Source organism: Pseudomonas sp. NPDC089758 (assembly GCF_044748705.1).
Lineage (GTDB): Bacteria > Pseudomonadota > Gammaproteobacteria > Pseudomonadales > Pseudomonadaceae > Aquipseudomonas > Aquipseudomonas putida_X.
The window spans coordinates 1-15,367 of the sequence record NZ_JBIVGN010000009.1; the positions used below are offsets into that span (position 1 = coordinate 1).

A 15,367-nucleotide genomic window follows, 5' to 3' on the forward strand; every position below is an offset into this window, starting at 1 on the left:
CTACGAAGCGCTGCTGCCATGGAACTGTTCGCCAGAGATGCCACGGTAACCTTGGCTTCCACCTTGTGGTAGGTGGGGTTCATGGATCGGTTACGGCTGTCCCTTGAGGACACTAGCTAGAGCCAATCTAATGCCACAACTCATCAGATTCATAACCCTTCCCCTGGCCTGTAGCCTCCTGTGGGCTTGCTCTGCTCCTGAGACGAAGTCGCCTGTGGAGACACCCGGCAGGCCCGAATCAGCCAAGAGCCAATTGCTGGAAGCCGGGGCAGCGACCTTGCAGGCTAAGCCGCCCATCGAGACTATCAATGCCTACCTGGATGGCTTCCACTTTTACAACGGTCACCCCGATGTGCAGATGGAGGCGCATCACTACTGCTCCATCCTGAACGAGGATGTAATCCAGTGCGTCATCTTCGACGGCAACACTAAGGAAGCGAAGATCATGGGCATCGAGTACATCATCGATGAGAAGCTGTTCGCTGGACTGTCGGCCAAGGAGAAGGCGATGTGGCACAGCCATGGCTATGAGGTTTCATCCGGTCAGTTGATCACGCCTGGGATTCCTGCACCTGCCGAACATGCCTTGATGGAGCGGCTTGCCCATACCTATGGAAAGACATGGCACACGTGGCACACCGACCAGGACAAAGCGCTACCTGTGGGTGTTCCGCAGTTGATGATGGGGTTCACTGCGGATGGACAGGCTGACCAAGCGATGATCGAGCAGCGGAATCGGCGTTTGGGAGTGGATGTGGCAAAAACCAAAGCTCAGCGGGGTGACGTTCAAATCCCTGCCGCTGATCCCCAAGCGGATGGTTGGGAGCACGGCAACGTAATCCAAATCACCGATCCAACCGGCGCGCACCTGCATCCTCCTGCTACACCGACCCCAGCAACTACCAACAGCCGTTCAAGCGAGTAGCTGCCTGGGCAGTTTGAAATAGGCTCACCGCGAGCCTGCTCCTTCGGGGACGGCTGTCGTGAACCGTATCCTGACGCTGCCAGGGTACGGCCCTGCGGGCTTCCATCCTCAGGCCTTTGGCCCTTCCATGGGCCGGCGCGCTCCGCTTGCGTTGTGGCCGCGTTCAGCAGGACGAAGCCCGGTGGAGAGCTTGATATATTTCCTCGCTTATGAGTGAGAAGATGGCTATATAGCTTCTGAACAGCCGCTAACCGACGTCCTACTGCTCTGGGAGGAGTCAGGCATGACTGAGTACGAATCGATCCGAATTACGGCGCAACTTAATGCTTGTGGCGAGGTACTCAGGTCGCTCAGGGCTTTGGACGCCACAGATGGCTCATCCCATGACTGCGCTAATCTGCGGTTGAGAGCTGACTTTCAGTACGCGGCGTTGAAGGTTTTGCGAGACGTGCAGCCAATGGCCAACCCTAACCCCGGTGAATGGGCTTGGCTTTTTAGAGGAGATGGCAGTGGCCGGTGACGTGTGAGCCAACGGCCACCGGGATACTGGCTGCAGCTAGGCCACTTGGTTCACGTTAGGGTGCTGATCTGTCGCCAGACGCCTTGCTCGACCAACCCCCCAGGCTAATGCCCGGGTCATTGACTCGCCGGGACGGGATTCGAAAGCTTCCTCATGCAGCGCCATTCCACATCCTGCGTAGACGCCGATGAACATTTGCGTCTGACCTGTGCGCGAAAGCCTGACCTGGACATCGATAGTCGTGCCGTCATCGAGTTCTTCGTCATGGCTGCGATGATGAAGCACTGGATCCGCCCAATCCCAAAAAACATCACCACGAATACGCATGCCGCCCTCCTACGACTTTAGTCTTATACGGGAACCTAACCATAGCAAAGCAAGACAGCTGTTCAATGAGTGGGATTTAAATAAAGCTGTTATCGGACAGTTGGCCATATTTCCTGTACAAACAAATATTTTTGTACAACTTTTCTTTTCCTGTTTGACAAGGTCTTCGATGTCGTTGCGCCTGTTCGCGCCCAGCTGTCCGATTCATTGACCACCCACCGAAACCTCTGAACTCCATCGCGGAGGCTCACTCTTCTGGCTATACCCCGAAGCCTCGCAGCGTATGAAACAGCGCTGACCCAAGCCCTAGGACAGGCCCATGGAACGCATGTCTTCAAGCCCAGAATCAGCGACCACATTCACTAGCACAGCGCCTATCGGGGGTAGTGTTCATGACAGTGAGATGAGGTTCAGAGCGCTCGTCACAGCAACCAGCACGACGGTCTATCGAATGAGCCCCGACTGGGAGGAAATGCGACAGCTGACCGGTGACGGCTTTCTGGAAGAGACCTCTGAGCCGTGCAAGAGCTGGATGGAGAAATACATCCCTGACGGCGACCGTTAACAGGTCATCGCAGCCATCAACAAGGCCATCCAGAACAAATCTGTGTTTGAGCTGGAACACCGGGTACTGCTACCCGATGGCACATTTGGATGGACGCTGTCGCGCGCCATCCCGATCCTGGATGAAGCAGGCGAAATCACTGAGTGGTTTGGTGCCGCTAGCGACTTGACCGAACGACATCTCACACAGGCTCGTTTGAGTGAAAGCGAAGCCGCCTTCAAGATTATGGCGGACACCATGCCGCAGTTGGCTTGGGTATGCGACACGCATGGCAAGATCGTCTTCGTCAATGACCAGTGGAAGCAGTATTTTGGCGAGGCAGGCAAACAGAAGAACGCCAAGCTTTTGGCTGCGGCCTGTATCCACCCGGACGATATTCAGCACACGCTCGATGATTTCCACCGAGCCTGTTCGACAGGAGAGCCTTTCGAATCAGAACATCGCCTATGCGCCGAAGACGGTAAGTATCGTTGGTTCATGGTTCGAGCAATGCCGTATCGAGATCCTGAGTCAGGAAAAATACTCAGATGGTATGGCATGTCCCTGGATGTTCATGATCGCCATGATGCTGAGGATCAGCTACGGGATTTCAACGAGCAGCTGGAGCTGGAGGTTCAGGCCCCGCTCCCATGATCTGCTGGCCGCCGAGGCCCAGATGCGCCAGATGCAGAAGCTGGAAGCTATCGGACAGCTCACTGGAGGTGTTGCTCACGACTTCAACAATCTTCTCACCATCATTCGAAACGCCGCAGAATTACTGAGCCGGAGTCAGCAACTGTCAATCAAACAGGCTCGCTACGTTGAACTGATCAATCAAACCACCGACCGGGCGGCAAGAGTAACTACTCAGCTCCTGGCTTTTCCAAGGCGTCAGGCGTTGAAGCCAGAAGTCTTTTTGGTCGCTCACTGTGTGGAGCGAATAGCAGAAATGCTTCGAAGCATGGTGGGTGAAAAAATGGATATCGTCGTCACGCTTCCCTCTGAAGACCACTAGGTAAGTGCCGACCCGAATCAGCTTGAGACCGCTCTGGTAAACCTAGTCGTGAATGCTCGCGACGCGATGAGGGGTTGCGGCGTGATCGCAATCGGCACTGCCACTGGCAGTGCCACTGGCAAGGCCACAGATGAATCTGCTGGTTGCCCTGTCATCATCTGTGTGACAGACCATGGTCATGGCATCGAACCCGCGAATCTCGAACGTGTTTTCGAGCCGTTTTTCACGACCAAGGAGGTTGGGAAAGGCACTGGACTGGGCCTTTCTCAGGTCTATGGTTTCGTGCATCAATCCGACGGCAAGGTCGACGTCGAGAGTGAGGTCGGCAAGGGAACGACCATTCGTATCGCATTACCTACTGTGACCGCACCAGAGCCGCTCACCGCTCCTCGACAGGCAGGTGGCACGGCGGAAAGCGCAACCAGGGTGTTATTGGTAGAGGACAATCTCCAAGTTGGCGAGATAACGGTCAAGCTGTTGCATGAGCTCGGCTACGAAGCTCAGCTCGCCGGAAACGCCGCCAGCGCAATCGAGCTGCTCGAGCACCATCTCGACAAAATTGATGTGGTGGTGACTGATGTCGTGATGCTTGGGATGAGTGGGTTGGAGCTGGGGAATTTCATCACCGAGAAATGGCCGGCGCTGCCTGTTGTTCTAGCCTGCGGTCACAGCCATGCATTGGCAAAAACGCTCGTCATAAATTTCGACTGTTAAAAAAGCCCTATTCGAAAGACGAGCTAGTCGCAGCGTTAAGTCAAGCAACACTAGGCTGAGCAAACTCTCTGAGCGCTGAAAGCGACAAATGCTTGCTTCGGTGAAGGCCAGCCAAAATTGGAATTAACTCATTCACTTACGATTTTTGGGGCCTGACGGCAGAGAACCGATCCAAGATCAGTTTGCGATGTAACTCACCTTTCGAACCCCAGCATCAAGGGTGATAAAGTCCGCGTATTTTAAGTGGACGCAATCACCCTTATAGCGTATGCGTTCGGAAAACACCTTCTTGATTCCAGCCATTAGAACATCGGTGCAGACTAGAGTAACGCAAGGTTAGTTGGGCAGACGCTTACCGCCCTCCCATCAAGGTTTGAACAACATCCAGCCCCCCATCGCCACCATCATTAAGTTTTCAGTCAGTGAAACAAAGCCCAGCGGCACGTTGCTGTCGCCGCCCACGCAGGCGCAAGCACTTGAGCAAACGCAGCGTGCTCTACAAGCCAAGCGCAAGATCGAGAAGGCCAAGGCGCAAGTACGTGTGACAGTGGAGCACCCGCTACGGATGATCAAACGCCAGTTCGGCTATGTAAAGACTCGCTTTCGCGGCTTGGCCAAAAAGGCGGCGCAACTGACCACGCTGTTTGCGCTGTCGAATCTGTGGATGGTGCGCCTGCAATTATTGACCACTGCAGGAGAGGTGCACCTGTAGCGCGCAAGAGCCAGGGCACAGCCTTGGTTTTGAGCCGATTGAGAGCTGAAAGGTCGGCCGGCGCCATAACGCCGCTCATTGCGCGTTCAAAGCAGCTTGTTCGGGGTTTCCTTAGAGCATTGCTTCGTGGCACCTGCAGAAAAGGCTGCAATTGGACGTGCCCCTATCGGGGACGGCTGTCATAAACCGCGCCCTGGCCCCGCTAGGTTGCGGCCCTCTGAGCTTCCATCTTCACGCCTCTGGCCCGTGCGCGTTGGCAGCCACGTCAGTACATCCTTGAGATAAGCGTATGGATCATGCTTACTCATGCGCGTCGACCGGATCAAGTTCATGATTGGAGCCCCCGCTTACCGCTTCGCAGCGACCGGTTAACACCAGTTCCCGGGACACGATCCGATGGACACAGTTGATTTCTATTAATGATCAGCTGATGCATCGGCTGGCCATGGCTTCTAGCGCAGTGACTGCGGAGCACCCGGCCTTGTAAACTATGTGACAGTAGGCGATAGAGGATACCCGGAGCTATGGATCAGTTTCATCTCATGCAGGTGTTCGTCGCAGTTGGCGAGCAGAGAAGTTTTGCAGCAGCAGCCAGACTACTCGATATTTCTCCTGCTGCTGTGACCCGCGCAATCTCTGCTCTGGAGCGCTACCTCGGCGTTCAGCTATTGGATCGCAGTACACGCCATCTACGTCTCACTGAAACGGGCCAGTTCCACCTCAAAAATTGCCGCCCACTTCTCGAAAATGTACGACAGGTGAACGAGGCAGTTACGAATATCAATGCCGAGCCTTCGGGCAGGCTTTCCATCACCGCTCCAATCATTTTTGGTAAAAGCCTCGTGATGCCTTGCATATTAGCATTCATGGCAACGTATCCCAAGGTTGATGTGTCGGCATTTTTCAAAGACAGATTGGTCAACTTGCTGGACGAAGGAATTGATGTCGCAGTACGTATCGGTGAGCTACCTGACTCGGGAATGAAGGCTTTGCGAGTAGGTTCAACACGGAAGGTGCTTTGCGCTTCTCCGGCTTACCTTGCAGAACATGGCACTCCAAGGGATCCCCAAGAGCTCAGAAATCACGCGGTGATTGCCTCAAGCAACGTTTCCCCTCGAGTTGATTGGAAATTCGATTCTGCGAGAATCCGGCTTAAACCCCGTTTTATCGCCACAAGTAACGACATTGCGGCAGTAGCTGCCGAAGCGGGAGTTGGTATCGCGCAGTTTCATTACTATCAAATTGTAGACAAGGTCGAGAGTGGGCGCCTGAAAATCATCTTGGCCAACGTTGAAGAAGCCGTGAGGCCAATCCACATCGTGCATCGTGAATCCCTGCTGGGCTCAATCAAAGTCCGAAGTTTCATCGACATGCTGGCAAACCATCTCAAAGATCATCCAGGCGTAACTTGACCTCAGTCCATACCACCGCTTTGCGAAATTCTGAATTCGCCAGACGTCTATTGTCCCCGTTTGCTGGCCTGAGGGATTCTGATCCTATGCTGAGCGCATAAGTTCGATTAACCGATAATGAGCAAGGATGGAGAACGAATGAAACGTTTTGAGAACAAGGTAGCCCTCGTTACCGGCGGCCGTAGCGGAATAGGTCAGGCAATTGCCAGACGGCTGCAGCAGGAAGGAGCTCGGGTGATAACAGCCCAGCGAGGCCACGACACCCAGTTCGAATGCATCGGCGTGGACTTCACTAAGCCCGGGGCAGCAGCAGATGCGATTGCAAAAGCGATTCAACTGACAGGACGCCTCGATATCCTGGTTAACAATGCCGGCATGATGCAGGAAAGTTTGGCTGAAGAGATGTCGCTTGAGGACTGGAATCGCAACCTGGCCATTAACCTGACAACCCCATTTGCGCTGATCAAAGCTGCTCTGCCGCACCTACGTCAAACCCAGGGCAGAATTGTCAACATCGGTTCCACCGAGGGATTAGGATCGAACCCCAAGCATGCGGCGTACTGCGCCTCGAAAGCTGGGCTTCATGGCCTAACCCGGGCTATTGCGATAGACCATAGCCATGAAGGCATCCGCTGCAATGCCGTTGCACCCGGCTGGATTGATACCGATCTGAACATCGACTTCATCGAAAGCCTGCCTGACCCCAAAGCGTTCAGACAAGGCCTTGGAAAGATTCACCCAGTGGGACGAATAGGCACACCAGAAGAGGTTGCCAACCTCGTCACTTGGCTTGCTTCAGAGGAGTCAGGCTTCGTCACTGGCCAGGTCTGGACAGTGGATGGCGGCAGGATGGCAAAACTCAGCACTCCTTGCTGAAACCTCATGATCTCAACGCTCATGCTCGTCGCAATAACTCGACCATAAAGGCACGAAGGTCTCGACCTATGACGATTTCTTCGCCCCAAAAACTACGATTTGCTCTGCTTTCACTGCTGTCTTAAGCCATGGCCTCGCTGCATGCCAGTGCATCAGACTCCATGAGAGTGCTCAGAATTTCAAAATGCATATGGATGAACGCGAGGAAAAAGACATCGTTCGCCACGCTAAGGAGTGGATTAGTGCTCATCAGGACGAATTCAACAAATGGCTAAATGACTCAAGAGTCGTAGCCAACGTTAGCAACATATGAACTCGTTGCCCAGGGTCAAGCCATCTCGGCCTGTCCTGGGTAACCTGAAGCCTAGCGACCGTGCCTGGCCGGCACAGCAACACTGCAGCGTCCTGACTGAGTTCGCGGGTGAGTGCGTCGCACTGGGTGATCGACTACAAAAAACCTCATGTATGTGAAAGCCAATAGTCACACCTACAAGGTTTATGCCTTGATCTCGAAGCGCCGCTCAGGCGATTCAACTTATTCAATGCCTGTTCGTCGTGTTGAGCATATTCGATGACAAGAGAAACGAAAACGACGCCGAAGGCGCCGTTGGGGGGTAGGTTAGCCTACCGATTTCAACTGCGGGCGCCCTTCCAAACGTTCCAGCATGGTCGCGCAGTACCAGTCGTCAAACTGGCAGACACCATTTTCAGCATTTTCCGAGAATGGGCCTGGCTCGTAGGCAGGCGAAGTGACACCTGCATGAGTGCCTTCAACCAAGCGGCGATCCTGATCATTGGTCGCCAGCCAGACCTTGGTTAGACGATCCAGATCATAATCAACGCCTTCCACTGCTGATTCAGGTACCAGCCACTTGGTCGTTACCAAGGTTTCACCCGGCCCAATCGGCAGCACGCGGAAGCTCAAAGCGTGGTCACCCAAGAAGTGGTTCCAGGTAGACGGGTAGTTAAAGTACAGCAGAGCACCAATATCAGGTTCGCCACTCTTGTCGAGACGACCAGCCACAGCAGGTTTCCCGTCCATTGTATAGCTGACAGCGCCAGCGGACAGCGGAATACGGGTCATGCGAAAACGGCCCTGAGGATCCATGTTCAGCCGGCTCGGCATCCCTGCAGCCTCGCAACGATCCCAGTGGGCCACCAGTTCCGGATCATTATCGCCACCTACGCCTGCGACCGACAAATTCTCCACGAAGGAGTTGAGCAACTCAGGGTGGGTACCATCGCAGTGATAGCACTCACGGTTGTTCTCGAATACCAGTTTCCAGTTGCCCTTTTCGATAAGGTTGGACTCGAACGCAACCTTGGCATTTTCCAAGAAGTGAGGAGCAATGAACGGCGACACGGCCGCGCGGAAATTGGAGAAATCCGGTGCACTCTCTGCCACACACACGTAGATGTATGTATGGACGATCTCCACATGCACAGCTTTAAGATTATACTGGGTGCGGTCGAACTCAGCGCCCATATTGCCTGCGTAGATCAAACTACCATCGAGCTCAAACGTCCACTTATGGTACGGACACACAAGCTTGGCCACCTTGCCATTTGAATGCTCGCAGACTTTCGCTCCACGGTGCCGACACGCGTTGTGAAAAGCTCGAACCTCACCATCCTTGCCTCGTACAACGGCCACTGGGTAGTCACCAATTTGCAGGGTGAAATACTGTCCTGCCTTGGGAATCTCAAAGGTATGACCAGCGAAGACCCAGTCCTTATGCCAGATATGTTCAAGATCCTGCCGATACACTTCATGATCGAAATACAGTTCACGCGGCAAGACATGCCGAGGCTTGCGCTGTTTGATCAGGCCAATGACGGATTCGTTGCTGCTCATAATTATCCTCCTTGCGCCGTGCCGTTATCGACGGGCACAAATGACTGAAACATTATTCTTGTAGATAGCCATATTCGGCTTGGCTGATATGTGTAACACTTCTTCGAGGCCTGCGTGACCTAGCGTCAAGCTTGTCCAAAGGGTAGATCAACGCCCAGCAACCGCTCAAGCTACATTTTCAAAGCCGTATTGATAATTACAGGTTATGAATTTCGCCCTTGGCTTTCCAACTGGAGAATTTAGACATAATCCAGTCCTTAACACGCCCACAAGCATTCCCTGCGTTAGCATTCTCGCGACATGCCAAGTAATGGAGACTATTGCGCAACGTCACCCGCTCTTGGACTGGCTGTATAAGTCGACCACTTTCAACCAAATGCCCAACCAACTGATCCCAACCGAGAGCCACGCCTTGGCCCGAGAGCGCCATGTTGACGATCAGGTTATAGTCGTTCGCATGAAAAAGTGGCGGACTCCCTGAGTGCCGCTCATCAATATCTACGTTTTGAAAAGCAAGCCACACGCTCCAATCGACGTGCTCTGCCACACCCGACCTGCCATAAGGACTCAAATCCAAAAGCTCTGAGCTGCGCAATCCTTCCAACGTATTTATAGCGGGGTTACGCTGCAGGTATTCAGGAGAGCAGACCGGATATATAATGTCATGGCACAGGGGATGTAATGAATACCCCTCGCCCAAATCTACGAACTTTGAAATAACAATGTCTGGCTCTATACCAGGCTCGCGCGCGTGGAAATTCTGGGTAGTGATAAGATTGAGTTCTATATCTGGATTTTTAGCACGAAAATCTTTGATATGATTCGAAAGCCAAAGTGCTGAAAATGCGGGTGAACAGGCCACTGTCAGAACGTGCTTTTCGACCGGTGCATTTTTGATACGCTCTGCAGCCTGGGCGATGTTTACGAAAGAAATCTTTGAAGCATCAAAAAACATGACGCCTGCAGGCGTAAGCTCAACTGCTCGCCCAACACGAATGAACAATGGAGCATTGAGGTACTCCTCCAGCTCCCGGATCTGTCGGCTGATGGCAGCCTGAGACACACACAAAGCCTCTGCAGCGCGGGTGAAGCTCTCGTATTTGGCGGCAGCTACAAAGGCTTTCACCGCCCGCAACGAGGGCATCTTGAGAAGCAAGGTATCTGGATCCACGTGCCTCTGCGACATTCTTCAAACCCCTTCTCAACTGACCATACGCCCACTACTGCATATTATGCAGCAAAAAAAAACCTTACATCAGCACAAAAATTACCAATGACATAACCGAAAGTTATGCCAAATATTTGCTGAAAACCCCTAGACAACTCGCCAAGCCCGACCGTATGTTAAAAAAGTAACCCCAGAGAACTGGCGCATCTTGTGCCCAGCTAATACTTTTCTTCTTACCTGAGCAGACCCGACTGCCATGAATGATTTTATCAATAGGATCTCGAGTCGTTCGGCCAGGCACTTGAGTATTGCGCTTATCGCCCTGGATGGGTTTGACTTCAGTTCATTAAGCGCAACAATGGAGGCAATTTCGGCAGCCAAAAAAAAATTCGACACCGATACTATTTCATGTACAACCATAGGCATGAGGTCATCGCCCATGAGCAATCTAGGAATTTCGGTGACGCCTGATATCACGCTGAACAATGCCCGTCTCAGTGAGTATGACGTCACCATTTTGATAGGCGGCTCGGAGACCAAGTTAAAAACCAATATAGAGCTAACACAGCAGTTGATACGCGCCGCTAAAGCAGGCCGACTCTTAGGTGGAATATGGAACGGGGCCTATCATCTGGCAGCGGCTGGACTCACTGACAGTTATGAGTGCCTCATAACAGGTGATGGTAAATTCTCCATTGAGCCCCCGACCCCAAACCGCAGGCGATACCTCTCGTGGCAGTTCGACGAATACAGAATGACCTGCAGCGACGCCGCTAGTGCAATTTTCATGCTGAATGCGATGTTTGATCATTTTTTTGCAACCTCCAGCCAGGCGCAAGCACGCCAAGAAAGCGAAAACCTAAGGAAGAAACCTGGACGCCACACTTTCTGACGCTTAGTGATACATCGCATAGGAGCATTTGATAGATCAAGGATTCCTGGTACGCTGTAGCTCGAAACGATAACGCAACGTTATCCAAAAAAGCCCAGAAATGTCGTTGGACTCGGTCATAGAGCGGTCATAAGCTAGAGGCCGACCTGATGAACGACCGCTTTAACAGTAAAGCGCTTTAATTCAATAATTTAGTCAAGCGTTGGGCTTGGGCTGCTAGGTGCCCCAATGAAAAAAATTACAAGAGAATTTAGCCGTACGTTCACCGACCGTAATTGGGGCTTCATTACCCAAGAGCACAGCGAAGGTAGAACATCTCGCGTAGGCTTTTTGCTGCTTGAAAATTTTTCATTGCCCTGCTTCACCCAAGCATTGGATGTTTTGGTAACCGCCAACCTCATCTGCCCAGGTGCCGTACATGTGCATACGTTTAGCCATAACCATATTGAGGTCATGAGCGACCTGGGCATTCCAATCCGCCCTGATACTCCGCTGACAGACCTCCGTCTGTCCAGCCTAGATCTTATAGTTATATGTGGTGGTCTCCGGGCTGCCCGCACTTTACCCAATTGGCTATCGTCGTTGCTAAAAAAAATATCAAAGCTTCCAATCGCTCTTGGCGGCCTGTGGAACGGCGCTTGGTATCTTGGTGTTGCCGGACTGCTTGATGGCTATCGATGCGCCATACATGCTGAGCAACGTACTGCTCTGGCTGAGCGCGCGCCATACGCCGTCGTCTCCCAAGAACCTTTGGAACTCGACCGAAACCGAATGACCTCGGCCACTCCGAATGGTGCATTCGACATGATGATTCGCTGGTTAGGTTACGGCACATGCAGCGGACTCGCGAACGCGGTATTAGATACCCTAGATTCAGACCAGAGCAAACATCGCAGTTTCCAGAAACAACAGCACCCCAAGGTGAGTAAGCCGTTGCGTGAAGTTATTACGTTGATGGAGTCCAATCTTGAGGAGCCGCTGAGTCAATTGCAGATCGGCCAGCTCGTTGGTCTTTCTGTCAGACAGATCCAGCGGCTATTCAAATATCAGCTGAGTACTACACCTCAAAAATATTACTTCCAGCTCAGAATAACTGAAGCTCGTCGGCTGATACAGAACTCCAATGCATCTATCTTCGATGTGTCAATCGCGTGCGGCTTCGTGTCATGCACTCATTTCAGCAGGTCATACAGAGCCTTTTTCGGTCACCCGCCTTCCAAAGAGATCCGGTATGAAATCTAACGATAGACATGCCCGGAAAGGATTTTCAGCCGACGTTGACGAGGCAGACAGGCTAGCTAGACCAGCAATGCGAGCGAGAAATCAAGAAAGTTAGCCAGTGGGCAGAGACCTCAGCGACCACTCCCGGGGTCGTGGGACTGTAATCATCGATGAGCTGTACCGACGTGTAGACGAGCTGTGCATCGAGCTGGGGAGCATGGCCAACAATGTTTTCGATACCCAGCTTGCGATGGAAAAGAGTGGCAGGTCGCACGGCCTACAACTGGTGTGACCTTCAGAGTTTTGCTCAAGCCAACATTTCAGGATCACCATAATGACAAAAATCACTTCATTGCCAGCGGATGACTCTACCTGCGGATGGTACCACTTGAGCAAAGGGCGCCGCGTGCACGCAGCCCATCAGGGTGCTACCAGCGTACGCTGGGCCGTCGTCGGCGCAGGCTTCACCGGTCTTGCCGTTGCTCGACAACTCGCTCTGAATTTTCCTGATGATCAAATCGCATTGATCGAGGCTCAAGAAGTGGGGCTAGGTTCTTCGGGTCGTAACGCAGGCTTTGCCATCGATCTGCCGCACGATATCGGCGCAGATGATTACATTGGCGACATCGGTATAGCCAAGACCACCCTGAGGCTCAATCAATTCGGCTTGAGCTCTCTCAAAGAACTGGTAGCCCAGTTCAACATCGACTGTCAGATGAGGCACTGTGGCAAATACCAAGCCGCCGTGGAGTCCCGTGGTATAGCAGTGTTGGACGCATACCGCAGCGGCCTTGACAAGCTGGGACAACCTTACGAGATGATCGAAGCGGATGAATTGCCAGAACACATCGGCACGCACTTCTACCGCAAAGCGCTTTTCACGCCTGGGACATCACTAATCCAGCCATCGGCACTCGTCAAAGGGCTAGCAGAATGCCTGCCACCGAATGTCGTTTTGTACGAAAATACCCCGATCACTGATGTCGAATACGGGGAAAAGGTTGTTCTCCGTCACCAGAAAGGCTCTATCACAGCCAGCAAACTCATCCTCAGCAACAACGCATTTGGCATGCACTTCGGTTTTTTGAAAGGCCGCATGCTCCCGGTCTTCACGTACGGCAGCCTTACCCGCCCCTTGTCCGACGATGAGCAGGTTGCACTGGGTGGCAAACCATATTGGGGCGTGATCCCAGCCGATCCGTTCGGCACAACCGTCCGACGGACACCTGACAATCGCATCCTCATTCGCAATAGCTTCAGTTTCAACGCAGATGGTAGGAGCAACAGCAAGTACACTGCGCGATTTGTGAAACGGCACCGCGACTCATTTAAGCGCCGGTTCCCAATGCTGCCTAATGTGAGCCTCGAATACACCTGGGGTGGCGCACTCGCATTATCTCGAAACCACGAAGGTTACTTCGGCCAGCTGGCGCCTAACGTATATGGAATTCTGTGCTGCAACGGTTTAGGGGTAACGCGAGGAACTGCCACAGGAAAACTAATGGCCGACTGGCTTGCCGGTCAGAATAACGAACTTGTCGAATTTCTGTTGAAATCGCCAGGCCCTTGTGCGAACCCACCGGAGCCGCTGGTATCCCTAGGCGTCAATCTGAACCTTATGTGGGGACAATACAAAGCTGGTATTGAAGCTTAGGCGGTTACTCCAAGGACAGACCTTACTTCATAAAAACAAAAAGCAAAACCATCGCTCACTGAATTTTTGAGATGGTTTCCGACCCTATTTTTTGGAGTCGCGCTGCCAAAATTCAAAAGTCTTTTATCAGGAGAGAAAATGACAAGTCCTAATATCTCAGTAGAAGATGTACCGCTTAATACCTTCCACAAGCTACTCACTTTACGGTCGGGCGGAGGTTCCTTCGTCGACGGTTACGTCCTGAGCATCATCGGTGTGGCTCTTGCGCATATCACCCTGTCGCTCTCGCTGAGCAGCTTCTGGGAAGGCCTCATCGCCGCATCGGCCCTTATCGGCATCTTTTTCGGTGGGTTTCTTGGAGGCTGGTTGACTGACCGCTTGGGCCGCAAGCGGCTGTTTTTTGTAGGCCCCATTCTTTTTATTCTCGCCTCCGTCGCTCAGTTCTGGGCTAACTCAGCTGAAGCGATTTTTATTCTGCGACTGATTATTGGCATTGCAGTAGGCATTGAGTATCCCGTCGCCACATCGCTGCTGGTTGAATTCATGCCAAAGAAGTACCGTGGCCCGCGCCTCGCGATGCTGACGATCCTGTGGTTTGCCGGCGCTGCGGCTGCTTACATCATGGGTGAACTGATACTGCGCATAGGCGGTGAGGAAGCCTGGCGTTGGGTATTGGCCAGCTCGGCAATTATTGGCCTGGCCCTTTTCGTAGTTCGCGTAGGCACACCTGAGTCGCCACGGTGGTTGCTGAGCAAGGGGCGTGGTCAGGAGGCCGAGCAGATCGTCAAAAGCGTTTATGGCAATGATTTTTCGCTGAAGAACCTTCCTGAAGAAAGCCCCAACTACAAAATCAACGTTTGGAGCCTTATATACTCTGGCTATGCCAAGCGCATGCTGTTCATCATCGTCTTTTGGACGTGCTGCATTGTGCCCCTCTTTGCCGTCTATGCATTTGCTCCCAAAGTGCTGGCAGCGATGAACATCAAAGGAGACAGCGTCTCGATCGGTTCAATCTTGATCACCCTCTTCTTCGTTGTGGGCTGTCTTGTATCAACCAAGCTTATCAACGTGATAGGGCGCCGCAACTTGCTGCTCTACAGTTTCGCAGTATCCGGACTAGCCTTGCTGGGGTTGGGGGCGTCTGATGACGATTCAGGGATATGGATTCTCGCGTTCTTCGCTATTTACGCGTTGTTCATCGGGGGAGCCCAGGTTCTTACCCTCGTCTATCCAAACGAGATTTTCCCAACAGAAATCCGCGCATTTGCAGTCGGCGCTGGTACCTCGATTTCTCGCATTGGCGCAGCGGTCGGCACTTACTTGGTGCCAATCTCGCTGGCATCGCTTGGCATCGCACAGACGATGTACGCGGCCGCAGGTATTACCTTTTTCGGTCTGCTCCTATCTTGGATGCTGGCCCCAGAAACACGCTCGCTGAACCTCCAACAGGCAGCATCGCTGGGCTAATTAAATCAATGTCTGGCGGTGAGCCCGGTATTGAGTGTTTTGTGGTGATAACAATCGGAGCAGCA

Annotated in this window: 13 protein-coding genes and 3 pseudogenes; 11 read left to right on the forward strand and 5 right to left on the reverse strand. The window is 52.8% G+C overall.

Annotated features, from left to right (window positions below; genetic code table 11):
* The first annotated feature begins 130 nt into the window (after nt 1-130).
* Nucleotides 131-925 (forward strand): OBAP family protein, encoded by a 795-nt coding sequence (locus tag ACIPZH_RS13855; protein WP_400636531.1) that lies wholly within the window; start codon nt 131-133, stop codon nt 923-925.
* A gap of 556 nt (nt 926-1,481) precedes the next feature.
* Here ACIPZH_RS13855 and ACIPZH_RS13860 read toward each other — a convergent pair.
* Nucleotides 1,482-1,772, reverse strand: coding sequence for a hypothetical protein (locus tag ACIPZH_RS13860; protein ID WP_400636532.1), 291 nt, complete (start codon nt 1,770-1,772; stop codon nt 1,482-1,484).
* A 580-nt stretch (nt 1,773-2,352) separates the two neighbouring features.
* Between ACIPZH_RS13860 and ACIPZH_RS13865 the strand changes: the two genes are divergently transcribed.
* The 3 genes from ACIPZH_RS13865 (at nt 2,353) to ACIPZH_RS13875 (ending at nt 4,045) form a co-directional block, all read left to right on the forward strand.
* The gene (locus ACIPZH_RS13865) at nt 2,353-2,970 is read left to right on the forward strand and encodes a PAS domain-containing protein (protein WP_400636688.1); all 618 of its coding nucleotides are present in this window, start codon (nt 2,353-2,355) and stop codon (nt 2,968-2,970) included.
* A gap of 22 nt (nt 2,971-2,992) precedes the next feature.
* Nucleotides 2,993-3,331 (forward strand): histidine kinase dimerization/phospho-acceptor domain-containing protein, encoded by a 339-nt coding sequence (locus ACIPZH_RS13870; RefSeq protein WP_400636534.1) that lies wholly within the window; start codon nt 2,993-2,995, stop codon nt 3,329-3,331.
* A 66-nt stretch (nt 3,332-3,397) separates the two neighbouring features.
* Nucleotides 3,398-4,045 carry an ATP-binding protein gene (locus ACIPZH_RS13875; protein WP_400636690.1) on the forward strand — a complete coding sequence of 216 codons (648 nt, stop codon included), beginning with the start codon at nt 3,398-3,400 and terminating at the stop codon, nt 4,043-4,045.
* Nucleotides 4,046-4,411: 366 nt separating this feature from the next.
* Here ACIPZH_RS13875 and ACIPZH_RS13880 read toward each other — a convergent pair.
* Nucleotides 4,412-4,516 (reverse strand): annotated as a pseudogene (locus ACIPZH_RS13880) (glutaredoxin); the annotation flags it as partial.
* Between ACIPZH_RS13880 and ACIPZH_RS13885 the strand changes: the two are divergent.
* Nucleotides 4,516-4,757: pseudogene (locus ACIPZH_RS13885) on the forward strand (transposase); the annotation flags it as partial. The pseudogenes ACIPZH_RS13880 and ACIPZH_RS13885 overlap by 1 nt on opposite strands.
* Before the next feature lie 179 nt (nt 4,758-4,936).
* Here ACIPZH_RS13885 and ACIPZH_RS13890 read toward each other — a convergent pair.
* Nucleotides 4,937-5,121: pseudogene (locus tag ACIPZH_RS13890) on the reverse strand (transposase domain-containing protein); the annotation flags it as partial.
* Nucleotides 5,122-5,281: 160 nt separating this feature from the next.
* Between ACIPZH_RS13890 and ACIPZH_RS13895 the strand changes: the two are divergent.
* Both ACIPZH_RS13895 and ACIPZH_RS13900 read left to right on the forward strand, forming a co-directional pair.
* Complete coding sequence (locus tag ACIPZH_RS13895) at nt 5,282-6,169, forward strand: LysR family transcriptional regulator (protein ID WP_400636535.1); 888 nt, start codon at nt 5,282-5,284, stop codon at nt 6,167-6,169.
* A 138-nt stretch (nt 6,170-6,307) separates the two neighbouring features.
* Nucleotides 6,308-7,045, forward strand: coding sequence for an SDR family NAD(P)-dependent oxidoreductase (locus ACIPZH_RS13900; protein ID WP_400636537.1), 738 nt, complete (start codon nt 6,308-6,310; stop codon nt 7,043-7,045).
* Nucleotides 7,046-7,664: 619 nt separating this feature from the next.
* On the opposite strand, the gene ACIPZH_RS13905 is transcribed toward ACIPZH_RS13900, so the two are convergent.
* Complete coding sequence (locus tag ACIPZH_RS13905) at nt 7,665-8,900, reverse strand: SRPBCC family protein (protein WP_400636538.1); 1,236 nt, start codon at nt 8,898-8,900, stop codon at nt 7,665-7,667.
* A 196-nt stretch (nt 8,901-9,096) separates the two neighbouring features.
* Nucleotides 9,097-10,086, reverse strand: coding sequence for a LysR family transcriptional regulator (locus ACIPZH_RS13910; protein WP_400636540.1), 990 nt, complete (start codon nt 10,084-10,086; stop codon nt 9,097-9,099).
* A gap of 238 nt (nt 10,087-10,324) precedes the next feature.
* On the opposite strand from ACIPZH_RS13910, the gene ACIPZH_RS13915 reads away from it, so the two are divergent.
* The 4 genes from ACIPZH_RS13915 (at nt 10,325) to ACIPZH_RS13930 (ending at nt 15,302) form a co-directional block, all read left to right on the forward strand.
* Nucleotides 10,325-10,960, forward strand: a complete 636-nt coding sequence (locus ACIPZH_RS13915) for a DJ-1/PfpI family protein (protein ID WP_400636541.1) — start codon at nt 10,325-10,327, stop codon at nt 10,958-10,960.
* A gap of 228 nt (nt 10,961-11,188) precedes the next feature.
* The gene (locus ACIPZH_RS13920) at nt 11,189-12,202 is read left to right on the forward strand and encodes a GlxA family transcriptional regulator (RefSeq protein WP_400636542.1); all 1,014 of its coding nucleotides are present in this window, start codon (nt 11,189-11,191) and stop codon (nt 12,200-12,202) included.
* Nucleotides 12,203-12,515: 313 nt separating this feature from the next.
* Entirely contained in the window at nt 12,516-13,835 is a 1,320-nt protein-coding gene (locus ACIPZH_RS13925) for an FAD-binding oxidoreductase (protein WP_400636544.1), read from the forward strand.
* Nucleotides 13,836-13,973: 138 nt separating this feature from the next.
* Nucleotides 13,974-15,302 carry an MFS transporter gene (locus tag ACIPZH_RS13930; RefSeq protein ID WP_400636546.1) on the forward strand — a complete coding sequence of 443 codons (1,329 nt, stop codon included), beginning with the start codon at nt 13,974-13,976 and terminating at the stop codon, nt 15,300-15,302.
* The last annotated feature ends 65 nt before the right edge of the window (nt 15,303-15,367 follow it).